We start from the raw sequence: 19,403 nt of genomic DNA, 5'->3' as shown, positions 1-19,403 counted from the left end.
GCTGCCCCACCCGTCAAACGATTTGCTCACCCTATTCTCAAATTTTTTAAAATGAATAAAAAGTTGCTTCTTTCCGCTAATTTTTTCTAATTGGCGCCTCAATTAGAGCCATCCTCATAGACAAATCTGCTCGTTATCTTTCTAACAACAGGAAATGATCGGGTCGTATAGCCCTTTTGAAAATCATGGAACTTACTCGCCTGCATTCGCGTTGTCTTTACAAATTCGCCATTCTGGTCAAAGATAAAAGCCAAACATCAGGAAGAGGTGGTCATGTGAAACAAACGGTTCTTTTGCTGTTTACTGCGCTCTTTCTTTCGGGGTGCAGTGTTGCAAGTGCGGATGACTCAGTGCCAAGGTTTACCGAAGAGGGAAAATACATTGGCTCGGCTGATCCTCATACGATTGCGGTGTCTCTTAATGGAGAAGAAACCATGATACAAGTTCCGAAGGATAAACGTGATGAATGTGAATCACTGCCAGATCAGACACATGTCCTGGTGAAATATACAAAGAAGGATAATGGAACTTTACAGCTGGAAGATATTCAGCTGCGAAAGAACTCGTCATAAAAAGACCGGAGGGAGTAAGTTGAGAATGTTATGGAGGAGCTTGGCGCTGTGCGGATTGGCTTTGACGCTCGCGCCTTGTGCACAGGCAGCAGAGCCGATAGAAGGGAAAACAGTGTATATTGATGCCGGACACGGCGGTGAAGACAGTGGAGCGGTCGGAAACGGGCTCTTTGAAAAGGATATTAATTTGGCTGTCTCAGAGCATGTGACAGACAAACTAAAAGAGGAGGGAGCCAATCCTGTTGCATCCCGGTCTGACGATCATTTTCTGACCTTGGAGGAAAGAGTGGCTAAGGCAAGTGCCAATCAGGCTGACCTTTTTGTCAGCATTCATGTGAATTCAGGGGTTGCTTCAGCTTCAGGAACAGAAACGTATTTTCAATCTGATTATGAAGGGGAGAACAGCCGGCGTCTGGCATCCGATATTCAGTCACAGCTCGTTTCATCCTTACAAACGAGAGACAGGGGCGTGAAAGAATCAGACTTTTACGTCATTACATATTCACAAATGCCAAGTGTGTTGGCGGAGCTTGGGTTTATCACTAACAGTTCTGATGCGGACAAGCTGGGAAGTGAAGAATACCAGCAAAAGGCCGCAGATGCGATTGTCAACGGCATTGATTCTTATTATGATCAGTAGATTGATACAGCCTTAATCCTAGAGTGGAGCCGACAAAATAAGTATAATGGAGAAAACTTTAGGGTTTGAGGTGAAACGATGACAAAGATTTTTGCCCACCGGGGGGCATCAGGTCAATTTCCCGAAAATACAATGCTTGCATTTGAAAAAGGAATTGAAGCCGGAGCGGATGGGATAGAGCTTGATGTACAGCTGACGAAAGACGGACGCATTGTTGTGATTCATGATGAAAGACTTAATCGCACGACATCACTTAAAGGATTCGTGAAGGATACAACCTATGATGAGGTAAAGACTGCGAATGCGGCCGCTGGTCACGATCAAGCGTACAGCGATATAAAAGTGCCGCTGCTAGAAGATGTGCTCTCGTGGGCGGTAAAAAAGGATTTTCTCATCAACATTGAATTAAAAAACAGCGTGATCCGCTATGAGGGAATGGAAGAAAAAGTGCTGGAGGCAGTGAAGCGATTCAATGTAGAGGAGAGAGTCATCCTATCCACCTTTAATCATGACAGCTTGGCGCTATGCGCCCGGCTTGCGCCGCATATTGAACGGGCAGTATTAACTTCAGATGTGCTTTATCAGGCAGATCGATATATCGCGTCTATTCCGGCTTCCGGCTATCACCCGAAGCTAAACAGCCCAGGGGTCACAGATGAAGTGCTGAAGAAAATGAGGAACAGTTCGATTAAGGTAAGGCCGTATACAGTCAATCGTCCGGAAGATATGAAGCGTCTCATTGAAGCGGGAGCGGACGGCATGTTTACCGACTTTCCTGCAAAGGCTGTGGCATTGCTGAAAAATGATAGTTGTTAGAAGGAGGCTGTTTGACGCAGCCTTCTTTTTTCATTCATTCATGCCCGTTTCAAAGCATACATTCATAGAAGACAACTAGAAATTGTAAGCGCTGTCTATCTTCTGAATGAGGTGAAACCATGAGGAAAACAGTCATTGTAAGTGCTGCAAGAACGCCATTTGGCAAATTTGGCGGAGTATTGAAAGAGGTGAAAGCTGCTGAGCTTGGGGGCATTGTGATGAAGGAGGCGCTGCAACGGGCTGGAGTCTCCGGAGATGATGTAGAAGGAAACGTCATGGGCATGGTTGTCCAGGCCGGCTCAGGGCAGATACCTTCCCGTCAAGCTGCCCGTCTGGCGGGAATGCCTTGGAGTGTGCCGTCAGAAACACTGAATAAAGTCTGTGCTTCCGGCCTTCGCGCTGTCACTTTATGTGATCAAATGATTCGGGCGCAGGATGCGGACATACTTGTTGCGGGGGGAATGGAAAGCATGAGCAATATTCCGTATGCCGTTCCCGCCGGGCGCTGGGGAGCACGGATGGGGGACGGCGAGCTTAGGGACTTAATGGTGTATGACGGATTAACGTGCGCATTTGACGAGGTGCACATGGCTGTTCACGGAAATACAGCTGCCAAGGAATATGCAGTCTCACGAAGAGAGCAGGACGAATGGGCGTTGAGAAGTCATGCAAGGGCAGCTAAGGCAGCCGATGAAGGGAAGTTTCAGGATGAAATTGTTCCCGTCAACTGGATCGGTCGAAAAGGAAAACCAAACGTTGTTGATAAAGATGAAGCGATTCGCCGTGACACAAGTCTGGATCAGCTCGCGAAACTTGCTCCGATTTATGCAAGTGACGGTTCTATCACAGCCGGCAATGCTCCTGGGGTCAATGACGGAGCCGGCGCGTTCGTGCTGATGTCTGAGGAAAAAGCTGCTGAGCTTGGCAAACGGCCTCTGGCTACAATTCTTGGTTTTTCAACTACGGGAATGCCAGCGCACGAGCTGGCGGCAGCGCCGGGGTTTGCCATTAACAAGCTCCTGAAAAAGAACGGTTTAACTGTCCAAGATATTGACTTGTTTGAAGTAAATGAAGCTTTTGCTTCAGTTGTTTTGACATGTGAAAAAATCGTAGGTTTCGATCTTGAAAAAGTAAATGTGAATGGCGGTGCGATCGCGCTCGGCCACCCGATCGGCGCGAGCGGGGCGAGAATTCTCATGACGCTTGTTTATGAATTAAAGCGCCGGGGAGGGGGTCTGGGCGTTGCCGCTATTTGCAGCGGGGCAGCACAGGGAGACGCCGTCTTAGTGCAGGTTCATTAAAACATGATGAAAAAGGGGATTTGAATGGAAATCAAACAAATCATGGTAGCTGGCGCAGGTCAGATGGGAAGCGGAATTGCTCAAACAGCCGCCGACGCGGGCTTTTATGTGCGGATGTATGATATGAATCCAGAGGCCGCGGAGGCAGGATTGAAACGGCTGAAGAAACAGCTGGCCCGTGATGCTGAGAAAGGAAAAAGGACCGAGACGGAAGTGAAGAGCGTAATCAACCGCATTTCGATTTCTCAAACGCTTGAGGAGGCAGAGCATGCGGACATTGTGATTGAGGCTATCGCAGAAAACATGGCGGCAAAAACTGAGATGTTTAAAACACTTGATCGCATTTGCCCGCCTCATACGATTTTGGCCAGCAATACATCTTCTTTGCCTATTACAGAAATCGCTGCTGTAACAAACCGGCCTCAACGGGTTATTGGCATGCATTTTATGAATCCCGTCCCTGTAATGAAGCTGGTTGAAGTGATTCCCGGCTTGGCTACATCAGAAGAAACGGCCTTAGATGTTATGGCATTAGCGGAAAAGATGGGGAAAACAGCGGTAGAAGTCAATGATTTTCCTGGGTTTGTTTCCAACCGTGTGCTTCTTCCAATGATTAATGAAGCCATCTATTGCGTGTATGAGGGAGTGGCGAAGCCGGAGGCAATAGACGAAGTGATGAAGCTGGGCATGAATCATCCGATGGGTCCGCTTGCATTAGCGGATTTTATCGGACTGGATACGTGTTTATCAATTATGGAAGTCCTTCACTCAGGCCTTGGCGATTCCAAATACCGTCCATGCCCGCTGCTCCGCAAGTATGTCAAAGCAGGCTGGCTTGGCAAAAAGAGCGGACGCGGTTTTTATGACTATGAGGAGAGGACTTCCTGAAGTCTATTCCATCCGGGGGTGGCCGAGTTGCATGTAACCCAAGAGCAAGTCATGATGCGAAAAATGGTGCGTGATTTTGCACGAAAAGAAATTGCTCCCGCTGCGGAAATCATGGAGAAAACGGACGAATTTCCCTTTCAGCTGATCAAAAAAATGGGTGAACACGGCCTGATGGGAATACCGGTGCCGGAACAATACGGCGGTGCCGGAGCGGACGTTGTTTCTTATATTTTGGCAATTCATGAGATTTCTAGAATCAGCGCGGCTGTCGGCGTGATTCTCTCCGTTCATACCTCAGTCGGCACAAATCCGATTCTGTATTTCGGCAACGAAGAACAGAAGATGAAATATATACCAAAGCTCGCGTCAGGAGACCATTTGGGCGCATTTGCACTAACGGAGCCTCACTCGGGGTCGGATGCCGGGAGCCTCCGCACAACAGCAATCAAAAAGAACGGCAAATATCTATTAAACGGATCGAAAATATTCATAACGAATGGCGGAGCAGCTGATATCTATATCACATTTGCTTTAACAGCTCCAGATCAAGGCAGGCACGGGATTTCGGCTTTTATTGTTGAAAAAAACACACCCGGTTTTACCGTTGGAAAAAAAGAAAGAAAGCTGGGGCTTTATGGCTCCAATACTACGGAACTGATTTTTGATAATGCAGAAGTGCCTGAAGCCAATTTGCTTGGCAAAGAGGGTGATGGCTTTCACATTGCGATGGCGAATTTAAATGTCGGCCGGATCGGCATTGCGGCACAGGCCCTTGGAATTGCAGAGGCGGCTCTTGAGCATGCCGTTAATTATGCGAAGCAGCGAGTGCAATTTGGAAGGCCGATTGCAGCCAATCAAGGCATATCATTTAAGCTGGCTGACATGGCGACTAGGGCAGAGGCGGCAAGGCATCTTGTCTACCACGCCGCAGACCTTCATAACCGCGGCCTAAATTGTGGAAAAGAAGCGTCTATGGCTAAACAATTTGCTTCCGATGCAGCCGTGAAGGCGGCGTTAGACGCCGTTCAAATTTATGGAGGATATGGCTATATGAAGGATTATCCGGTTGAGCGCTTGCTTCGCGATGCAAAGGTGACGCAAATCTATGAAGGGACGAATGAGATTCAAAGACTGATTATTTCCAAGTATTTGCTTGGCGGAACCTGATAGACAAAAAACGCAAAAACGGAGGTTGAGGATATGGAGGAGAAACAGCAATATTCTCCAGGGTTGGACGGTGTGATTGCGGCAGAAACTCATATTTCTTATCTTGACACCCAGTCCAGCCAGATTTTGATACGAGGCTATGATTTAATAGAACTTTCTGAAACAAAAAGCTATCTGGAGCTTGTCCATTTATTGCTGGAGGGCAGGCTGCCAGAAGAAAGTGAAATGGAGACGCTGGAACGTAAAATAAACAGTGCCTCAAGCCTGCCTGCTGATCATCTCCGTCTGCTTGAGCTGCTCCCTGAGGGCACTCATCCAATGGATAGCCTGCGTACCGGCCTGTCGGCACTTGCTGGCTATGATCGGCAAATTGATGATCGGTCTCCTTCCGCAAACAAAGAACGCGCCTATCAGCTTCTTGGGAAAATGCCTGCCCTCACTGCTGCCAGCTACAGGATTATTAATAAGAAAGAACCGATTCTTCCGCTTCAAACCCTATCCTATAGTGCGAATTTTCTCTACATGATGACAGGGAAATTGCCGTCTTCATTGGAAGAACAGATTTTTGACCGGTCGCTCGTCCTGTACAGTGAGCATGAGATGCCGAATTCAACCTTTGCGGCCAGGGTCATTGCATCTACACATTCAGATCTTTATGGGGCTTTGACTGGTGCTGTCGCTTCCCTGAAAGGGAATCTTCACGGAGGAGCAAACGAAGCTGTAATGTATTTGCTTTTGGAGGCAAAAACGACATCTGATTTTGAGCAGCTTCTGCAAACAAAACTGAAAAGAAAAGAAAAAATCATGGGCTTCGGCCACCGGGTGTATATGAAAAAAATGGACCCGAGAGCACTCATGATGAAAGAGGCACTGCAGCAATTATGCGATAAAGCCGGTGACCATCGTTTATATGAGATGTGCGAAGCGGGTGAGCGGCTGATGGAGAAGGAAAAAGGGCTTTACCCGAATTTGGATTACTATGCTGCCCCAGTGTATTGGATGCTCGGCATACCGATTCCTTTATATACGCCGATCTTTTTCAGCGCAAGAACGTCCGGTTTATGCGCCCATGTGATCGAACAGCATGCCAATAATCGGCTCTTCCGTCCCCGTGTCAGTTACATGGGCCCGCGATATCAAACAAAATCATGAAAGGAGCTGGTAGAATGCCGAAAACAGATCGTGTTATCGAAGAAATCACAGACTATGTGCTTGAAAAAGAGATTACAAGTGCCGAAGCGTATACAACAGCGGGGCATGTATTGCTGGATACCCTGGGCTGCGGGATCTTGGCGCTGCGGTATCCGGAATGCACAAAGCTGCTTGGCCCGATTGTTCCAGGAACGACTGTGCCGAATGGAAGCAAAGTGCCGGGAACGTCATATGTTCTCGATCCTGTGAGGGCAGCGTTTAATATCGGCTGCATGATTCGCTGGCTCGATTACAACGATACGTGGCTGGCGGCGGAGTGGGGGCATCCATCCGATAACTTGGGAGGAATCCTTGCCGCTGCTGATTATGTATCAAGAGTGAGGCTGTCTGAAGGAAAAGAGCCGTTAACAGTACGCGACGTACTTGAGATGATGATCAAAGCACACGAGATCCAAGGTGTGCTGGCGTTAGAAAACAGCTTAAATCGAGTTGGCCTTGACCATGTGCTGTTTGTCAAAGTTGCGACTACTGCTGTTGCGGCAAAGCTTTTGGGCGGCGGAAGAGAAGAAATCAAAAATGCGCTTTCGAATGCATGGATTGACAATGCAGCATTGAGGACATACCGCCATTCACCGAATACGGGCTCACGCAAATCATGGGCGGCAGGAGATGCAACGAGCAGAGGTGTTCATTTGGCGCTGATGTCGTTAAAAGGGGAAATGGGTTATCCGACAGCCCTGAGTGCACCGGGTTGGGGGTTCCAAGACGTTTTATTCAATAAGAAAGAGATCAAGCTTGCCCGTCCGCTCGACGCTTATGTCATGGAAAATGTGTTATTTAAAGTGTCTTATCCTGCGGAATTTCACGCCCAGACAGCGGCGGAGTGCGCCGTCATTCTTCACCCGCAGGTAAAGAACCGGATTGACGAGATTGACCGTGTTGTCATCAGAACGCATGAATCCGCTATCCGAATCATTGATAAAAAAGGCCCGCTCCATAATCCGGCAGACCGTGATCACTGTCTCCAATACATTACAGCAATCGGTTTGCTTTTTGGTGATATCACCGCACAGCATTATGAAGCTGAAACAGCGAGTGATCCGAGAATAGATAAACTTCGTGATAAAATGGAAGTGACTGAAAATAAAACATATACCGAGGATTATTTGAAACCTGATAAACGTTCCATCTCAAATGCCGTTCAGGTTCATTTTAAAGACGGAACGAGCACGGAAATGGTGGAATGTGAGTTTCCCCTCGGCCATCGTTTTCGAAGAGAGGAAGCAGTGCCGAAACTGCTTGAAAAGTTTTCTGACAATCTCAAAACCCATTTTCCTGATAAACAGCACAAACACATTTATGAGCGCTGTACCAGCTATGAGACATTACAAACGATGCGCGTAAATGAATTCGTAGACATGTTCTGCATGTAAAAGGGGGATTTGTTTCATGTCGTGGATCGTCAATAAGCAATCGTCACAAGAGGAGCTTGCCGGGCGTTTCCGCAAGCTGATGTCAGCACCGGACATTCTTCAAATTCCCGGCGCCCATGACGGGATGGCCGCTTTGCTTGCGAAAGAAGCCGGTTTTTCTGCTATTTATTTGTCCGGTGCTGCCTATACAGCTAGCAGGGGGCTGCCTGATCTAGGGATCATCACATCGGCAGAGATAGCTGAACGGGCCAAAGATCTTGTGCGTGCAGCTGATCTGCCTCTGCTTGTGGATATCGATACGGGATTTGGCGGTGTCTTAAATGCCGCCCGAACAGCCCGGGAGATGCTTGAAGCCAGGGTAGCAGCCGTTCAAATAGAAGACCAGCAGCTCCCAAAAAAATGCGGACATTTAAATGGCAAACAGCTAGTTCCGATAAAGGAAATGGCGCAAAAAATAAAAGCCATTAAACAAGCGGCTCCCTCCCTTATTGTTGTTGCCCGTTCTGATGCCAGGGCGCAGGAAGGGCTTGATGCCGCAATAAAACGTTCAGAGGCTTACATTGAGGCGGGGGCGGACGCAATTTTCCCGGAAGCGCTACAGGCGGAGAATGAATTCCGCCAGTTTGCTGAGCGTATCTCCGTTCCGCTCCTTGCGAATATGACTGAATTTGGGAAAACGCCATATTATCGTGCCGATGAATTCGAAGATATGGGGTTTCACATGGTGATATATCCTGTCACCTCGCTTCGAGCGGCGGCAAAAGCTTATGAGCGGATGTTTGGTTTGATAAAGGAGCACGGCTCACAAAAAGAAGGACTTCATGATATGCAGACACGAAAAGAACTGTACGATACGATTTCTTATTATGACTATGAAGCGTTAGACAAAACGATTGCCAAGACCGTTTTGCCTGACGAATAATGCAACAAAAAAAAGCCGGAGCATTCTCCGGCTTTTTTGCAGCTATCGTTTTCTGAATCGCGGGCTGACTTGATTGCGTTTTCTGTCTCTGTATAAAATGAACCCGGCCAGCACATAGAGGCCGATCGCAAAAAAGATGAATCCTGACAACCCTTGGAGCCAAAGAGCTGAAAATGGCTTGATTGTATGGCCGAAAAGTGTATCTCTCATCAGTTTAATGCCTAAAGCAGAAATAGCCCCGGGGATGACTAATATTAAAAGCGCAAGAAGTCGGCTCATCTTCAGAAAACCCCTTTATCTTTTCATTTCCTTTATTGTCCAGCGGAAAAAATATTTTGTCAAGAGAAGAAAACGTGGTAACATAGGGTTGTGCAAATTATTGCAACGGAATAAATAGGTGTGCAAATTTTTTCATACAAAGGGGTATCGGGATGCAAAAGGTACTGATAGTAGGTGCCGGCAAAAGGGGAACGGCGTTATTACATATTCTGATTAAAACAGCCATCATAGATATCATTGCCGTAGTTGACAAAGACCCCGAGGCGCCGGGATTGAAAGAAGCAGAACAGTATGGGATTGCCGTTTCATCTGATTGGAAACCTTACATACAACAACAACCGGATATCGTCATTCATACCACCGGCGATCAAGCCGTGTTTGACGAGCTCCTTCAAAGAAAGCATGAAGATACCATTGTCATGCCGGGAAAAATGGCATACATCGTTTTTCAGCTGATGGAAGAAAAGCAGCACCTGATTCAAATGCTAAAAGAGCAAACCTATAAATATGACAGAATTTTTAATTCGACCCATGATGGAATGATTTTTATTGATATCAATGAAGAAATCATTCTCTTTAACCATATGGCCGAAAAAATGGTTGGGAAAAAACGTGAGGAAGTCATTGGGCGCCCAATAAAAGAAGTGATTCCGAGCACTAAGATGCCGCGGATCTTAAAAACAAGAGTGCCTGAATACAACCAGAAGCAGCTGTTAGGCGATCATTTGCAAATTGTGACTACAAGGCTGCCGATTATTGATGAAGGCGGACGTCTGCTCGGGGCTCTTTGTGTGTTTAAAGATATCACTGATGCGGTCGAGCTGGCAGAGGAAGTGACCAACTTAAAGCAGGTCCGTACGATGCTGGAGGCAATTATTCAATCCTCCGATGAGGCGATTTCTGTCGTTGATGAAAACGGCATCGGCCTGCTAATCAATAAAGCGTATACGAAAATGACGGGGCTTTCTGAAAAAGAAGTCATCGGCAAGCCTGCAAACACTGATATTTCCGAAGGCGAAAGCATGCATTTAAAGGTGCTTGAAACAAGACGTCCTGTTCGCGGTGTCAGAATGAAGGTCGGCCCGAATGAAAAAGAGGTCATCGTTAATGTAGCACCGGTGATTGTGGACGGGATTTTGAAAGGCAGCGTCGGCGTGATTCACGATGTTTCCGAAATTAAAATGCTGACAGCGGAGCTTAATCGCGCCAGACAAATTATTCGCACGCTTGAAGCGAAATACACGTTTGACGACATTATCGGCAAAAGCGAGCAAATGCTGGTTGCGCTTGAGCAGGCGAAGCTCGGTGCGAAAACACCGGCAACCATCTTGCTGCGCGGGGAATCAGGAACAGGAAAAGAACTGTTCGCCCATGCCATCCATAACGAAAGTGACCGGAAATACAATAAATTTATTCGCGTGAATTGTGCAGCCCTTTCTGAAAACCTGCTCGAATCAGAATTGTTCGGCTATGAGGATGGCGCGTTTTCAGGAGCGAAGCGCGGCGGTAAAAAGGGTTTATTTGAGGAAGCAAATAACGGCAGTATTTTCTTAGATGAAATCGGTGAGCTGACACAAAATATGCAGGCCAAATTGCTACGCGTCCTTCAAGAAAAGGAAATCGTCAGAGTGGGCGGCACGAAAGCGATCCCTGTCAACGTCAGAGTGATCGCGGCGACAAATGTAAATATTGAAAAGGCGATGGCGGACGGAACGTTCCGGGAAGACCTGTATTACCGGATCAACCGCTATCCGATCTCCATCCCGCCTTTGCGTCAGCGGTTGGAGGACATTGAAGCACTGAGCGTCAGACTTATCCAAAAGATCAACCGGGATTACGGCAGGAATGTAAAAGGGCTCTCACAGCAAGCCTTGCGCGCCTTATCTGCCTACCATTGGCCTGGGAATGTCCGGGAGCTTGAAAATGTCCTTGGACGAGCCATGATTTTTCTGAATCCGCATATGGAATGGATTGAAAAAGATCACTTGCCTGTATTCGAACTTGAGCAAAAAGAAAATGACACAGACCAGGGAACAGGTTTTGATTTTCCGGATATTGAAGGCGAAAAGCTGTCTGTCGCAGTAGAAAAATTTGAAGCACATTTGATCCAGCAAACGCTTGAAAAGCATCATTTTAACCGGACAAAAACAGCAAAAGCTCTCGGTGTCAGCATTCGGAACTTATATTACAAAATGGATAAATATGGCCTTGCAAATGAAGGCATGCAATAATTTGCAGAATAAACGCAAACATCTGCACGAATGTTTCAATATACCTGGTATGACAGCACCCTTAAGAGCTGGCATGGAACTTGCATAATAAAAGGCGGAGTCGAAACAAGAAAGGTGGTAACAGATGAAGCTGAAAGATTTAATCGGCAAAGCGTCGATACACAAAAATAAGACCATTGCGGTTGCTCATGCTGAGGATGAGGAAGTGATCCGGGCTGTAAAGCTGGCAGCCGAGCACCTATCCGCCCGTTTCTTGTTAACGGGCGACAGCACAAAACTGAACGAGCTGACATCATCCATGCAAGGGCATCAAGTGGAAATCGTCCATGCCGATACTCCTGAGGAATCGGCGAAATTAGCGGTTCGTGCTGTGCATCATAAAACAGCGGACGTTTTAATGAAAGGCAATGTGCCGACTTCTGTTTTGCTTAAAGCGGTATTGAACAGACAGGAGGGGCTTCGGTCAGCAAGTGTCCTTTCCCACGTGGCTGTCTTCGATATACCGGATTTTGACCGGCTGATGTTTGTGACAGATTCGGCAATGAATATTGCTCCTTCGCTGGAAGAGCTCCGGCAGATTTTGCAAAATGCCGTTCATGTGGCCCATGCAGTGGGGAACAATATGCCAAAAGCAGCTGCCCTTGCAGCGGTCGAAACGGTGAACCCTAAAATGGAAGCGACCGTGAATGCAGCTGCTTTAGCTCAAATGTACAAAAGGGGCCAGATCAAAGGCTGCATTGTTGATGGACCGCTTGCTTTGGATAACGCAGTTTCACAAATTGCCGCGGCCCAGAAAAAAATTTCGGGAGACGTAGCGGGCAACGCTGATATCCTTCTCGTCCCAACAATTGAGGCCGGCAATATTTTATATAAATCACTGATTTATTTTGCCAAGGCCAGCGTGGCGGCTGTCATTACAGGAGCCAAAGCACCGATTGCCTTAACAAGCAGAGCGGACTCTGCTGAAAATAAACTGTATTCCATTGCGCTGGCAATATGCGCATCTGAAGAATACACACATTAGGAGGAACGAACATGGAACTTTTTAAATATATGGAGAAATACGATTACGAACAATTGGTATTCTGCCAGGATGAACAATCTGGATTAAAAGCGATTATCGCGATTCATGATACAACGCTTGGTCCGGCGCTTGGCGGAACGAGAATGTGGACATATGAAAATGAAGAAGCGGCAATTGAAGATGCGCTCAGATTGGCAAGAGGCATGACCTATAAGAACGCGGCGGCAGGCTTAAACCTTGGCGGCGGAAAAACAGTCATTATCGGCGATCCGCGCAAAGACAAAAATGAGGAAATGTTCCGCGCGTTTGGCCGCTATATTCAAGGGCTGAATGGCAGATACATCACGGCTGAAGATGTGGGTACAACGGTCGAGGATATGGATATCATTCATGATGAGACAGACTATGTCACAGGGATTTCTCCTGCTTTCGGCTCTTCTGGAAATCCGTCCCCAGTCACAGCGTACGGGGTGTACAGAGGAATGAAGGCAGCAGCTAAAGCTGCTTTCGGAACCGACTCTCTTGAAGGGAAAACCATTGCTGTACAGGGTGTTGGGAACGTAGCCTATAACCTTTGCCGCCACCTGCATGAAGAAGGAGCAAACTTAATCGTTACGGATATCAACAAACAATCTGTACAGCGTGCAGTTGAAGATTTTGGCGCCCGTGCGGTAGATCCTGATGACATTTATTCACAAGACTGCGATATTTATGCGCCGTGTGCCCTTGGTGCGACTATTAACGACGATACCATTAAACAGCTGAAGGCGAAAGTGATCGCAGGTGCGGCTAACAACCAATTAAAAGAGACACGCCATGGTGATCAAATTCACGAAATGGGCATCGTTTATGCACCGGATTACGTGATTAACGCGGGCGGTGTCATCAACGTGGCAGATGAGCTTTACGGCTATAATGCAGAACGTGCATTGAAAAAAGTTGAAGGCATTTACGGCAATATCGAGCGTGTACTTGAGATTTCTCAGCGTGACGGCATTCCTGCATATTTAGCGGCTGACCGCTTAGCAGAGGAACGGATTGAACGCATGCGCCGCTCAAGAAGCCAGTTTTTGCAAAACGGCCACAGTGTATTAAGCAGACGTTAAGAAATTGATCTGGAGGTTATGAAAGTGCTACATGACGAAAAACGCATTCTCACAATTAATCCAGGCTCAACTTCAACGAAAATCGGTGTTTTTCATAACGAAAGAAGCATTTTTGAAAAAACATTGAGACACAACATAGAAGAGCTGCAGCGATTTGACCGAATTATTGATCAGTATGAATTTCGTAAAAACCATATTCTCGAAACGCTTCATGAACAGGGAATCAATATTTCAAAGTTTGATGCAGTCTGCGCAAGAGGCGGCCTTCTCCGGCCAATTGAAGGCGGGACCTACGTAGTGAATGATGAGATGATTGAGGATTTGAAAAGCGGCTACGCCGGTCAGCATGCTTCTAATCTCGGCGGCATTATCGCGCGGGAAATCGCTGACGGCCTGAATATCCCTTCGTATATCGTCGACCCTGTTGTCGTAGACGAAATGTCAGTGCTTGCGAAAGTTTCAGGCATGCCTGAAATTGAACGGAAAAGCATTTTCCATGCGTTAAACCAAAAAGCTGTCGCTCGTAAAGCGGCAGCCTCTCTTGGCAAACGATATGAGAACATGAAAATGATTATTACCCATATGGGCGGAGGTATTACAATTGGCGTCCATGACCGCGGGCGAGTGGTGGATGTCAATAACGGCCTGCACGGCGAGGGACCATTCAGTCCTGAACGAGCAGGAACAGTGCCTGCGGGAGATCTTGTTGATCTATGTTTTTCAGGGGAATATACAAAAGAAGAAATCATGAAAAAGCTTGTTGGCACCGGCGGACTTTTAGGCTATCTCGGTACAAATGATGCAGTAAAAGTGGAACAGATGATTCAAGGGGGCGATGAAAAAGCCCGCTTCATTTATGATGCCATGGCATATCAGGTAGCAAAGGAAATCGGGGCAGCCAGCGCGGCGTTAAAAGGCGAAGTTGAAGCGATTGTGCTGACGGGAGGCCTTGCGTACGGAAAAAGCTTTGTTTCTGCTATCAGATCATACATAGATTGGATTTCAGACGTTTTAGTCTATCCGGGTGAAAATGAACTGCAGTCTCTTGCCCAAGGGGCGCTAAGAGTATTGCAGGGCGAAGAGCAATCCAAACAATATCGTATTGAATAGACAGACAGGAGTGAGTCACCATGGCAACTGAGTATGACGTAGTCATTCTGGGCGGCGGTACCGGCGGTTATGTTGCGGCCATCAGAGCCGCTCAGCTCGGCTTAAAAACAGCCGTTGTGGAAAAGGAAAAACTCGGGGGAACATGTCTGCATAAAGGCTGTATCCCGAGTAAAGCGCTGCTTAGAAGCGCAGAGGTATACCGGACAGCTCGTGAAGCCGATCAATTCGGAGTGGAAACGGCTGGCGTGTCCCTCAACTTTGAAAAAGTGCAGCAGCGTAAGCAAGCCGTTGTTGATAAGCTTGCAGCGGGTGTAAATCATTTAATGAAAAAAGGAAAAATTGACGTGTACACCGGATATGGACGTATCCTTGGACCGTCAATCTTCTCTCCGCTGCCGGGAACAATTTCGGTTGAGCGGGGAAATGGCGAAGAAAATGACATGCTGATCCCGAAACAAGTGATCATTGCAACAGGATCAAGACCGAGAATGCTTCCGGGTCTTGAAGCGGACGGTAAGTCTGTACTGACTTCAGATGAGGCGCTCCAAATGGAGGAGCTGCCACAATCAATCATCATTGTCGGCGGAGGGGTTATCGGTATCGAATGGGCGTCTATGCTCCATGATTTTGGCGTGAAGGTAACAGTTATTGAATACGCGGATCGCATATTGCCGACTGAAGATCTAGAGATTTCAAAAGAAATGGAAAGTCTTCTTAAGAAAAAAGGCATCCAGTTCATAACAGGGGCAAAAGTGCTGCCTGACACAGTGACAAAAACATCAGACGATATCAGCATACAAGCGGAAAAAGACGGAGAAACCGTTACCTACTCTGCTGAGAAAATGCTTGTTTCCATCGGCAGACAGGCAAATATCGAAGGCATCGGCCTAGAGAACACCGATATTGTTACTGAAAATGGCATGATTTCAGTCAATGAAAGCTGCCAAACGAAGGAATCTCATATTTATGCAATCGGAGACGTAATCGGTGGCCTGCAGTTAGCTCATGTTGCTTCACATGAGGGAATTATTGCTGTTGAGCATTTTGCAGGTCTCAATCCGCATCCGCTTGATCCGACGCTTGTGCCGAAGTGCATTTACTCAAGCCCTGAAGCTGCCAGTGTCGGCTTAACCGAAGACGAAGCAAAGGCGAACGGGCATAATGTCAAAATCGGCAAGTTCCCATTTATGGCGATTGGAAAAGCGCTTGTATACGGTGAAAGCGACGGTTTTGTCAAAATCGTGGCGGACCGAGATACAGATGATATTCTCGGCGTTCATATGATCGGCCCGCATGTCACCGACATGATTTCTGAAGCGGGTCTTGCCAAAGTGCTGGACGCAACGCCGTGGGAGGTCGGGCAAACGATTCACCCGCATCCAACGCTTTCTGAAGCAATTGGAGAAGCAGCGCTTGCCGCAGATGGCAAAGCCATTCATTTTTAAAAGCATAAAGGAGGGGCTTGAATGAGTACAAACCGACATCAAGCACTAGGGCTGACTGATCAGGAAGCCGTTGATATGTATAGAACCATGCTGTTAGCAAGAAAAATCGATGAAAGAATGTGGCTGTTAAACCGTTCTGGCAAAATTCCATTTGTAATCTCTTGTCAAGGACAGGAGGCAGCACAGGTAGGAGCGGCTTTCGCACTTGACCGTGAAATGGATTATGTATTGCCGTACTACAGAGACATGGGTGTCGTGCTCGCGTTTGGCATGACAGCAAAGGACTTAATGATGTCCGGGTTTGCAAAAGCAGCAGATCCGAACTCAGGAGGCCGCCAGATGCCAGGACATTTCGGACAAAAGAAAAACCGCATTGTGACGGGATCATCTCCGGTTACAACGCAAGTGCCGCACGCAGTCGGTATTGCGCTTGCGGGACGTATGGAGAAAAAGGATATCGCAGCCTTTGTTACATTCGGGGAAGGGTCTTCAAACCAAGGCGATTTCCATGAAGGGGCAAACTTTGCCGCTGTCCATAAGCTGCCGGTTATTTTTATGTGTGAAAACAACAAATACGCAATCTCAGTGCCTTACGATAAGCAAGTCGCATGTGAGAACATTTCCGACCGTGCCATAGGCTATGGGATGCCTGGCGTAACTGTGAATGGAAATGATCCGCTGGAAGTTTATCAAGCGGTTAAAGAAGCACGCGAAAGAGCACGCAGAGGAGAAGGCCCGACATTAATTGAAACGATTTCTTACCGCCTTACACCACATTCCAGTGATGACGATGACAGCAGCTACAGAGGCCGTGAAGAAGTAGAGGAAGCGAAAAAAAGTGATCCCCTGCTTACTTATCAAGCTTACTTAAAGGAAACAGGCCTGTTGTCCGATGAGATAGAACAAACCATGCTGGATGAAATTATGGCAATCGTAAATGAAGCGACGGATGAAGCGGAGAACGCCCCATATGCAGCTCCTGAGTCAGCGCTTGATTATGTGTATGCGAAGTAGGGAGGAAGAACAAATGTCAGTAATGTCATATATTGATGCAATCAATTTGGCGATGAAAGAAGAAATGGAACGAGATTCTCGCGTTTTCGTCCTTGGGGAAGATGTAGGAAGAAAAGGCGGTGTGTTTAAAGCGACAGCGGGACTCTATGAACAATTTGGGGAAGAGCGCGTTATGGATACGCCGCTTGCTGAATCTGCGATCGCAGGAGTCGGTATCGGAGCGGCAATGTACGGAATGAGACCGATTGCTGAAATGCAGTTTGCTGATTTCATTATGCCGGCAGTCAACCAAATTATTTCTGAAGCGGCTAAAATCCGCTACCGCAGCAACAATGACTGGAGCTGTCCGATTGTCGTCAGAGCGCCATACGGCGGAGGCGTGCACGGAGCCCTGTATCATTCTCAATCAGTCGAAGCAATTTTCGCCAACCAGCCCGGACTGAAAATTGTCATGCCATCAACACCATATGACGCGAAAGGGCTTTTAAAAGCCGCAGTTCGTGACGAAGACCCAGTGCTGTTTTTTGAGCACAAGCGGGCGTACCGTCTGATAAAGGGAGAGGTTCCGGCTGATGATTATGTCCTGCCAATCGGCAAGGCGGACGTAAAAAGGGAAGGCGACGACATCACAGTGATCACATACGGTCTGTGTGTCCACTTCGCCTTACAAGCTGCAGAACGTCTCGAAAAAGATGGCATTTCAGCGCATGTGGTGGATTTAAGAACAGTTTACCCGCTTGATAAAGAAGCCATCATCGAAGCTGCGTCCAAAACTGGAAAGGTTCTTTTGGTCACAGAAGATACAAAAGAAGGCAGCATCATGAGCGAAGTAGCCGCAATTATATCCGAGCATTGTCTGTTCGACTTAGACGCGCCAATCAAACGGCTTGCAGGTCCTGATATTCCGGCTATGCCTTATGCGCCGACAATGGAAAAATACTTTATGGTCAACCCTGATAAAGTGGAAGCGGCGATGAGAGAATTAGCGGAGTTTTAAAGACGTAAGGGAGGATAAAATCATGGCAATTGAACAAATGACGATGCCGCAGCTTGGAGAAAGCGTAACAGAGGGGACGATCAGCAAATGGCTTGTCGCCCCCGGTGATAAAGTGAACAAATACGATCCAATCGCGGAAGTCATGACAGATAAGGTAAATGCAGAGGTTCCGTCTTCTTTTACTGGTACGATAACAGAGCTTGTGGGAGAAGAAGGCCAAACCTTGCAAGTCGGAGAAGTGATTTGCAAAATTGAAACAGAAGGCGCGAATCCGGCTGAACAAAAACAAGAACAGCCAGCTGCTTCAAAAGCCGCTGAGACGCCTGCTGCAAAAAGTGCCGAAGCAGCTGATCAGCCCAATAAAAAGCGCTACTCGCCAGCTGTACTCCGTTTGGCCGGAGAGCACGGCATTGACCTCGATCAAGTAACAGGAACAGGTGCTGGCGGGCGCATCACACGAAAAGATATTCAGCGTTTAATTGAAACAGGCGGCGTACAAGAACAGAAGGCTGAGGAGCCGAAAACAGCAGCTCCTGCACCGAAGTCTGCATCAAAACCTGAGCCAAAAGAAGAGACGTCATATCCTGCGTCTGCAGCCGGTGATAAAGAAATCCCTGTCACAGGTGTAAGAAAAGCAATTGCTTCCAATATGAAGCGAAGCAAAACAGAAATTCCGCATGCTTGGACGATGATGGAAGTCGACGTCACAAATATGGTTGCATATCGCAACAGTATAAAAGATTCCTTTAAGAAGACAGAGGGCTTTAATTTAACGTTCTTCGCCTTTTTTGTAAAAGCGGTCGCTCAGGCGTTAAAAGAATTCCCACAAATGAATAGCATGTGGGCGGGCGACAAAATTATTCAGAAAAAGGATATCAATATTTCAATTGCAGTTGCCACAGAGGATTCTTTATTTGTTCCGGTGATTAAAAACGCTGATGAAAAAACAATTAAAGGCATTGCGAAAGACATTACCGGCCTAGCTAAAAAAGTAAGAGACGGAAAACTCACTGCAGATGACATGCAGGGAGGCACGTTTACCGTCAACAACACAGGTTCGTTCGGCTCTGTTCAGTCGATGGGCATTATCAACTACCCTCAGGCTGCGATACTTCAAGTAGAATCCATCGTCAAACGCCCGGTTGTCATGGACAATGGCATGATTGCTGTCAGAGACATGGTTAATCTGTGTCTGTCCTTAGATCACAGAGTGCTTGACGGTCTCGTGTGCGGACGATTCCTGGGACGTGTGAAACAAATTTTAGAATCGATTGATGAGAAGACATCTGTTTACTAAATAAGCAAA

18 protein-coding genes are annotated in these 19,403 nt (G+C 47.2%); 17 read left to right on the top strand and 1 reads right to left on the bottom strand.

Features of this window, described 5'->3' with window-relative positions:
* The first annotated feature begins 275 nt into the window (after positions 1 to 275).
* The 9 genes from yqiH to prpB all read left to right on the top strand — a co-directional run bounded on the left by yqiH (position 276) and on the right by prpB (position 8,891).
* On the top strand, positions 276 to 572 hold the full coding sequence (gene yqiH, locus AC07VD_RS15530; protein WP_014480225.1) for a lipoprotein YqiH: 297 nt from the start codon (positions 276 to 278) through the stop codon (positions 570 to 572).
* Positions 573 to 591: 19 nt separating this feature from the next.
* Positions 592 to 1,212: an N-acetylmuramoyl-L-alanine amidase family protein gene (locus AC07VD_RS15525; protein WP_010886565.1), complete on the top strand. Its 621-nt coding sequence runs from the start codon at positions 592 to 594 to the stop codon at positions 1,210 to 1,212.
* 78 nt (positions 1,213 to 1,290) lie between these two features.
* Positions 1,291 to 2,028, top strand: coding sequence for a glycerophosphodiester phosphodiesterase (locus AC07VD_RS15520; RefSeq protein WP_160831732.1), 738 nt, complete (start codon positions 1,291 to 1,293; stop codon positions 2,026 to 2,028).
* A 119-nt stretch (positions 2,029 to 2,147) separates the two neighbouring features.
* Positions 2,148 to 3,329 (top strand): acetyl-CoA C-acetyltransferase, encoded by a 1,182-nt coding sequence (locus tag AC07VD_RS15515; protein WP_160831733.1) that lies wholly within the window; start codon positions 2,148 to 2,150, stop codon positions 3,327 to 3,329.
* 24 nt (positions 3,330 to 3,353) lie between these two features.
* Positions 3,354 to 4,217: a 3-hydroxybutyryl-CoA dehydrogenase gene (locus tag AC07VD_RS15510; RefSeq protein ID WP_130572547.1), complete on the top strand. Its 864-nt coding sequence runs from the start codon at positions 3,354 to 3,356 to the stop codon at positions 4,215 to 4,217.
* A gap of 27 nt (positions 4,218 to 4,244) precedes the next feature.
* On the top strand, positions 4,245 to 5,384 hold the full coding sequence (locus tag AC07VD_RS15505; RefSeq protein ID WP_029946102.1) for an acyl-CoA dehydrogenase: 1,140 nt from the start codon (positions 4,245 to 4,247) through the stop codon (positions 5,382 to 5,384).
* A 33-nt stretch (positions 5,385 to 5,417) separates the two neighbouring features.
* Positions 5,418 to 6,536: a citrate synthase gene (gene mmgD, locus AC07VD_RS15500; protein WP_029946103.1), complete on the top strand. Its 1,119-nt coding sequence runs from the start codon at positions 5,418 to 5,420 to the stop codon at positions 6,534 to 6,536.
* Between the two features lie 14 nt (positions 6,537 to 6,550).
* Positions 6,551 to 7,969 (top strand): bifunctional 2-methylcitrate dehydratase/aconitate hydratase, encoded by a 1,419-nt coding sequence (locus AC07VD_RS15495; RefSeq protein ID WP_015251743.1) that lies wholly within the window; start codon positions 6,551 to 6,553, stop codon positions 7,967 to 7,969.
* A gap of 16 nt (positions 7,970 to 7,985) precedes the next feature.
* The gene (gene prpB, locus AC07VD_RS15490; protein ID WP_128738007.1) at positions 7,986 to 8,891 is read left to right on the top strand and encodes a methylisocitrate lyase; all 906 of its coding nucleotides are present in this window, start codon (positions 7,986 to 7,988) and stop codon (positions 8,889 to 8,891) included.
* A gap of 42 nt (positions 8,892 to 8,933) precedes the next feature.
* On the opposite strand, the gene AC07VD_RS15485 is transcribed toward prpB, so the two are convergent.
* The gene (locus tag AC07VD_RS15485) at positions 8,934 to 9,170 is read right to left on the bottom strand and encodes a DUF2627 domain-containing protein (RefSeq protein WP_003230304.1); all 237 of its coding nucleotides are present in this window, start codon (positions 9,168 to 9,170) and stop codon (positions 8,934 to 8,936) included.
* A 152-nt stretch (positions 9,171 to 9,322) separates the two neighbouring features.
* On the opposite strand from AC07VD_RS15485, the gene AC07VD_RS15480 reads away from it, so the two are divergent.
* The 8 genes from AC07VD_RS15480 to bfmBB all read left to right on the top strand — a co-directional run bounded on the left by AC07VD_RS15480 (position 9,323) and on the right by bfmBB (position 19,394).
* Positions 9,323 to 11,401 (top strand): sigma-54 interaction domain-containing protein, encoded by a 2,079-nt coding sequence (locus AC07VD_RS15480; protein WP_029946442.1) that lies wholly within the window; start codon positions 9,323 to 9,325, stop codon positions 11,399 to 11,401.
* A 124-nt stretch (positions 11,402 to 11,525) separates the two neighbouring features.
* Complete coding sequence (gene yqiS, locus AC07VD_RS15475; protein WP_017696446.1) at positions 11,526 to 12,425, top strand: phosphate butyryltransferase; 900 nt, start codon at positions 11,526 to 11,528, stop codon at positions 12,423 to 12,425.
* Positions 12,426 to 12,436: 11 nt separating this feature from the next.
* On the top strand, positions 12,437 to 13,531 hold the full coding sequence (gene bcd / locus AC07VD_RS15470) for a branched-chain amino acid dehydrogenase (protein ID WP_003230309.1): 1,095 nt from the start codon (positions 12,437 to 12,439) through the stop codon (positions 13,529 to 13,531).
* Positions 13,532 to 13,549: 18 nt separating this feature from the next.
* A complete protein-coding gene (buk, locus tag AC07VD_RS15465; protein ID WP_003230311.1) occupies positions 13,550 to 14,641 on the top strand; it encodes a butyrate kinase in 1,092 nt (363 codons plus the stop codon).
* Between the two features lie 20 nt (positions 14,642 to 14,661).
* On the top strand, positions 14,662 to 16,086 hold the full coding sequence (gene lpdA, locus AC07VD_RS15460; RefSeq protein WP_029726740.1) for a dihydrolipoyl dehydrogenase: 1,425 nt from the start codon (positions 14,662 to 14,664) through the stop codon (positions 16,084 to 16,086).
* A 21-nt stretch (positions 16,087 to 16,107) separates the two neighbouring features.
* Positions 16,108 to 17,100: a 3-methyl-2-oxobutanoate dehydrogenase subunit alpha gene (bfmBAA, locus tag AC07VD_RS15455; RefSeq protein ID WP_004398565.1), complete on the top strand. Its 993-nt coding sequence runs from the start codon at positions 16,108 to 16,110 to the stop codon at positions 17,098 to 17,100.
* Positions 17,101 to 17,113: 13 nt separating this feature from the next.
* Positions 17,114 to 18,097 carry a 3-methyl-2-oxobutanoate dehydrogenase subunit beta gene (bfmBAB, locus tag AC07VD_RS15450; protein WP_004398638.1) on the top strand — a complete coding sequence of 328 codons (984 nt, stop codon included), beginning with the start codon at positions 17,114 to 17,116 and terminating at the stop codon, positions 18,095 to 18,097.
* Positions 18,098 to 18,119: 22 nt separating this feature from the next.
* On the top strand, positions 18,120 to 19,394 hold the full coding sequence (gene bfmBB, locus AC07VD_RS15445; RefSeq protein WP_014480211.1) for a branched-chain alpha-keto dehydrogenase complex dihydrolipoyllysine-residue (2-methylpropanoyl)transferase: 1,275 nt from the start codon (positions 18,120 to 18,122) through the stop codon (positions 19,392 to 19,394).
* The last annotated feature ends 9 nt before the right edge of the window (positions 19,395 to 19,403 follow it).

This window comes from Bacillus sp. GW821-FHT01G09 (assembly GCF_059422205.1).
This window is presented reverse-complemented; position numbering and strand designations above follow the sequence as displayed.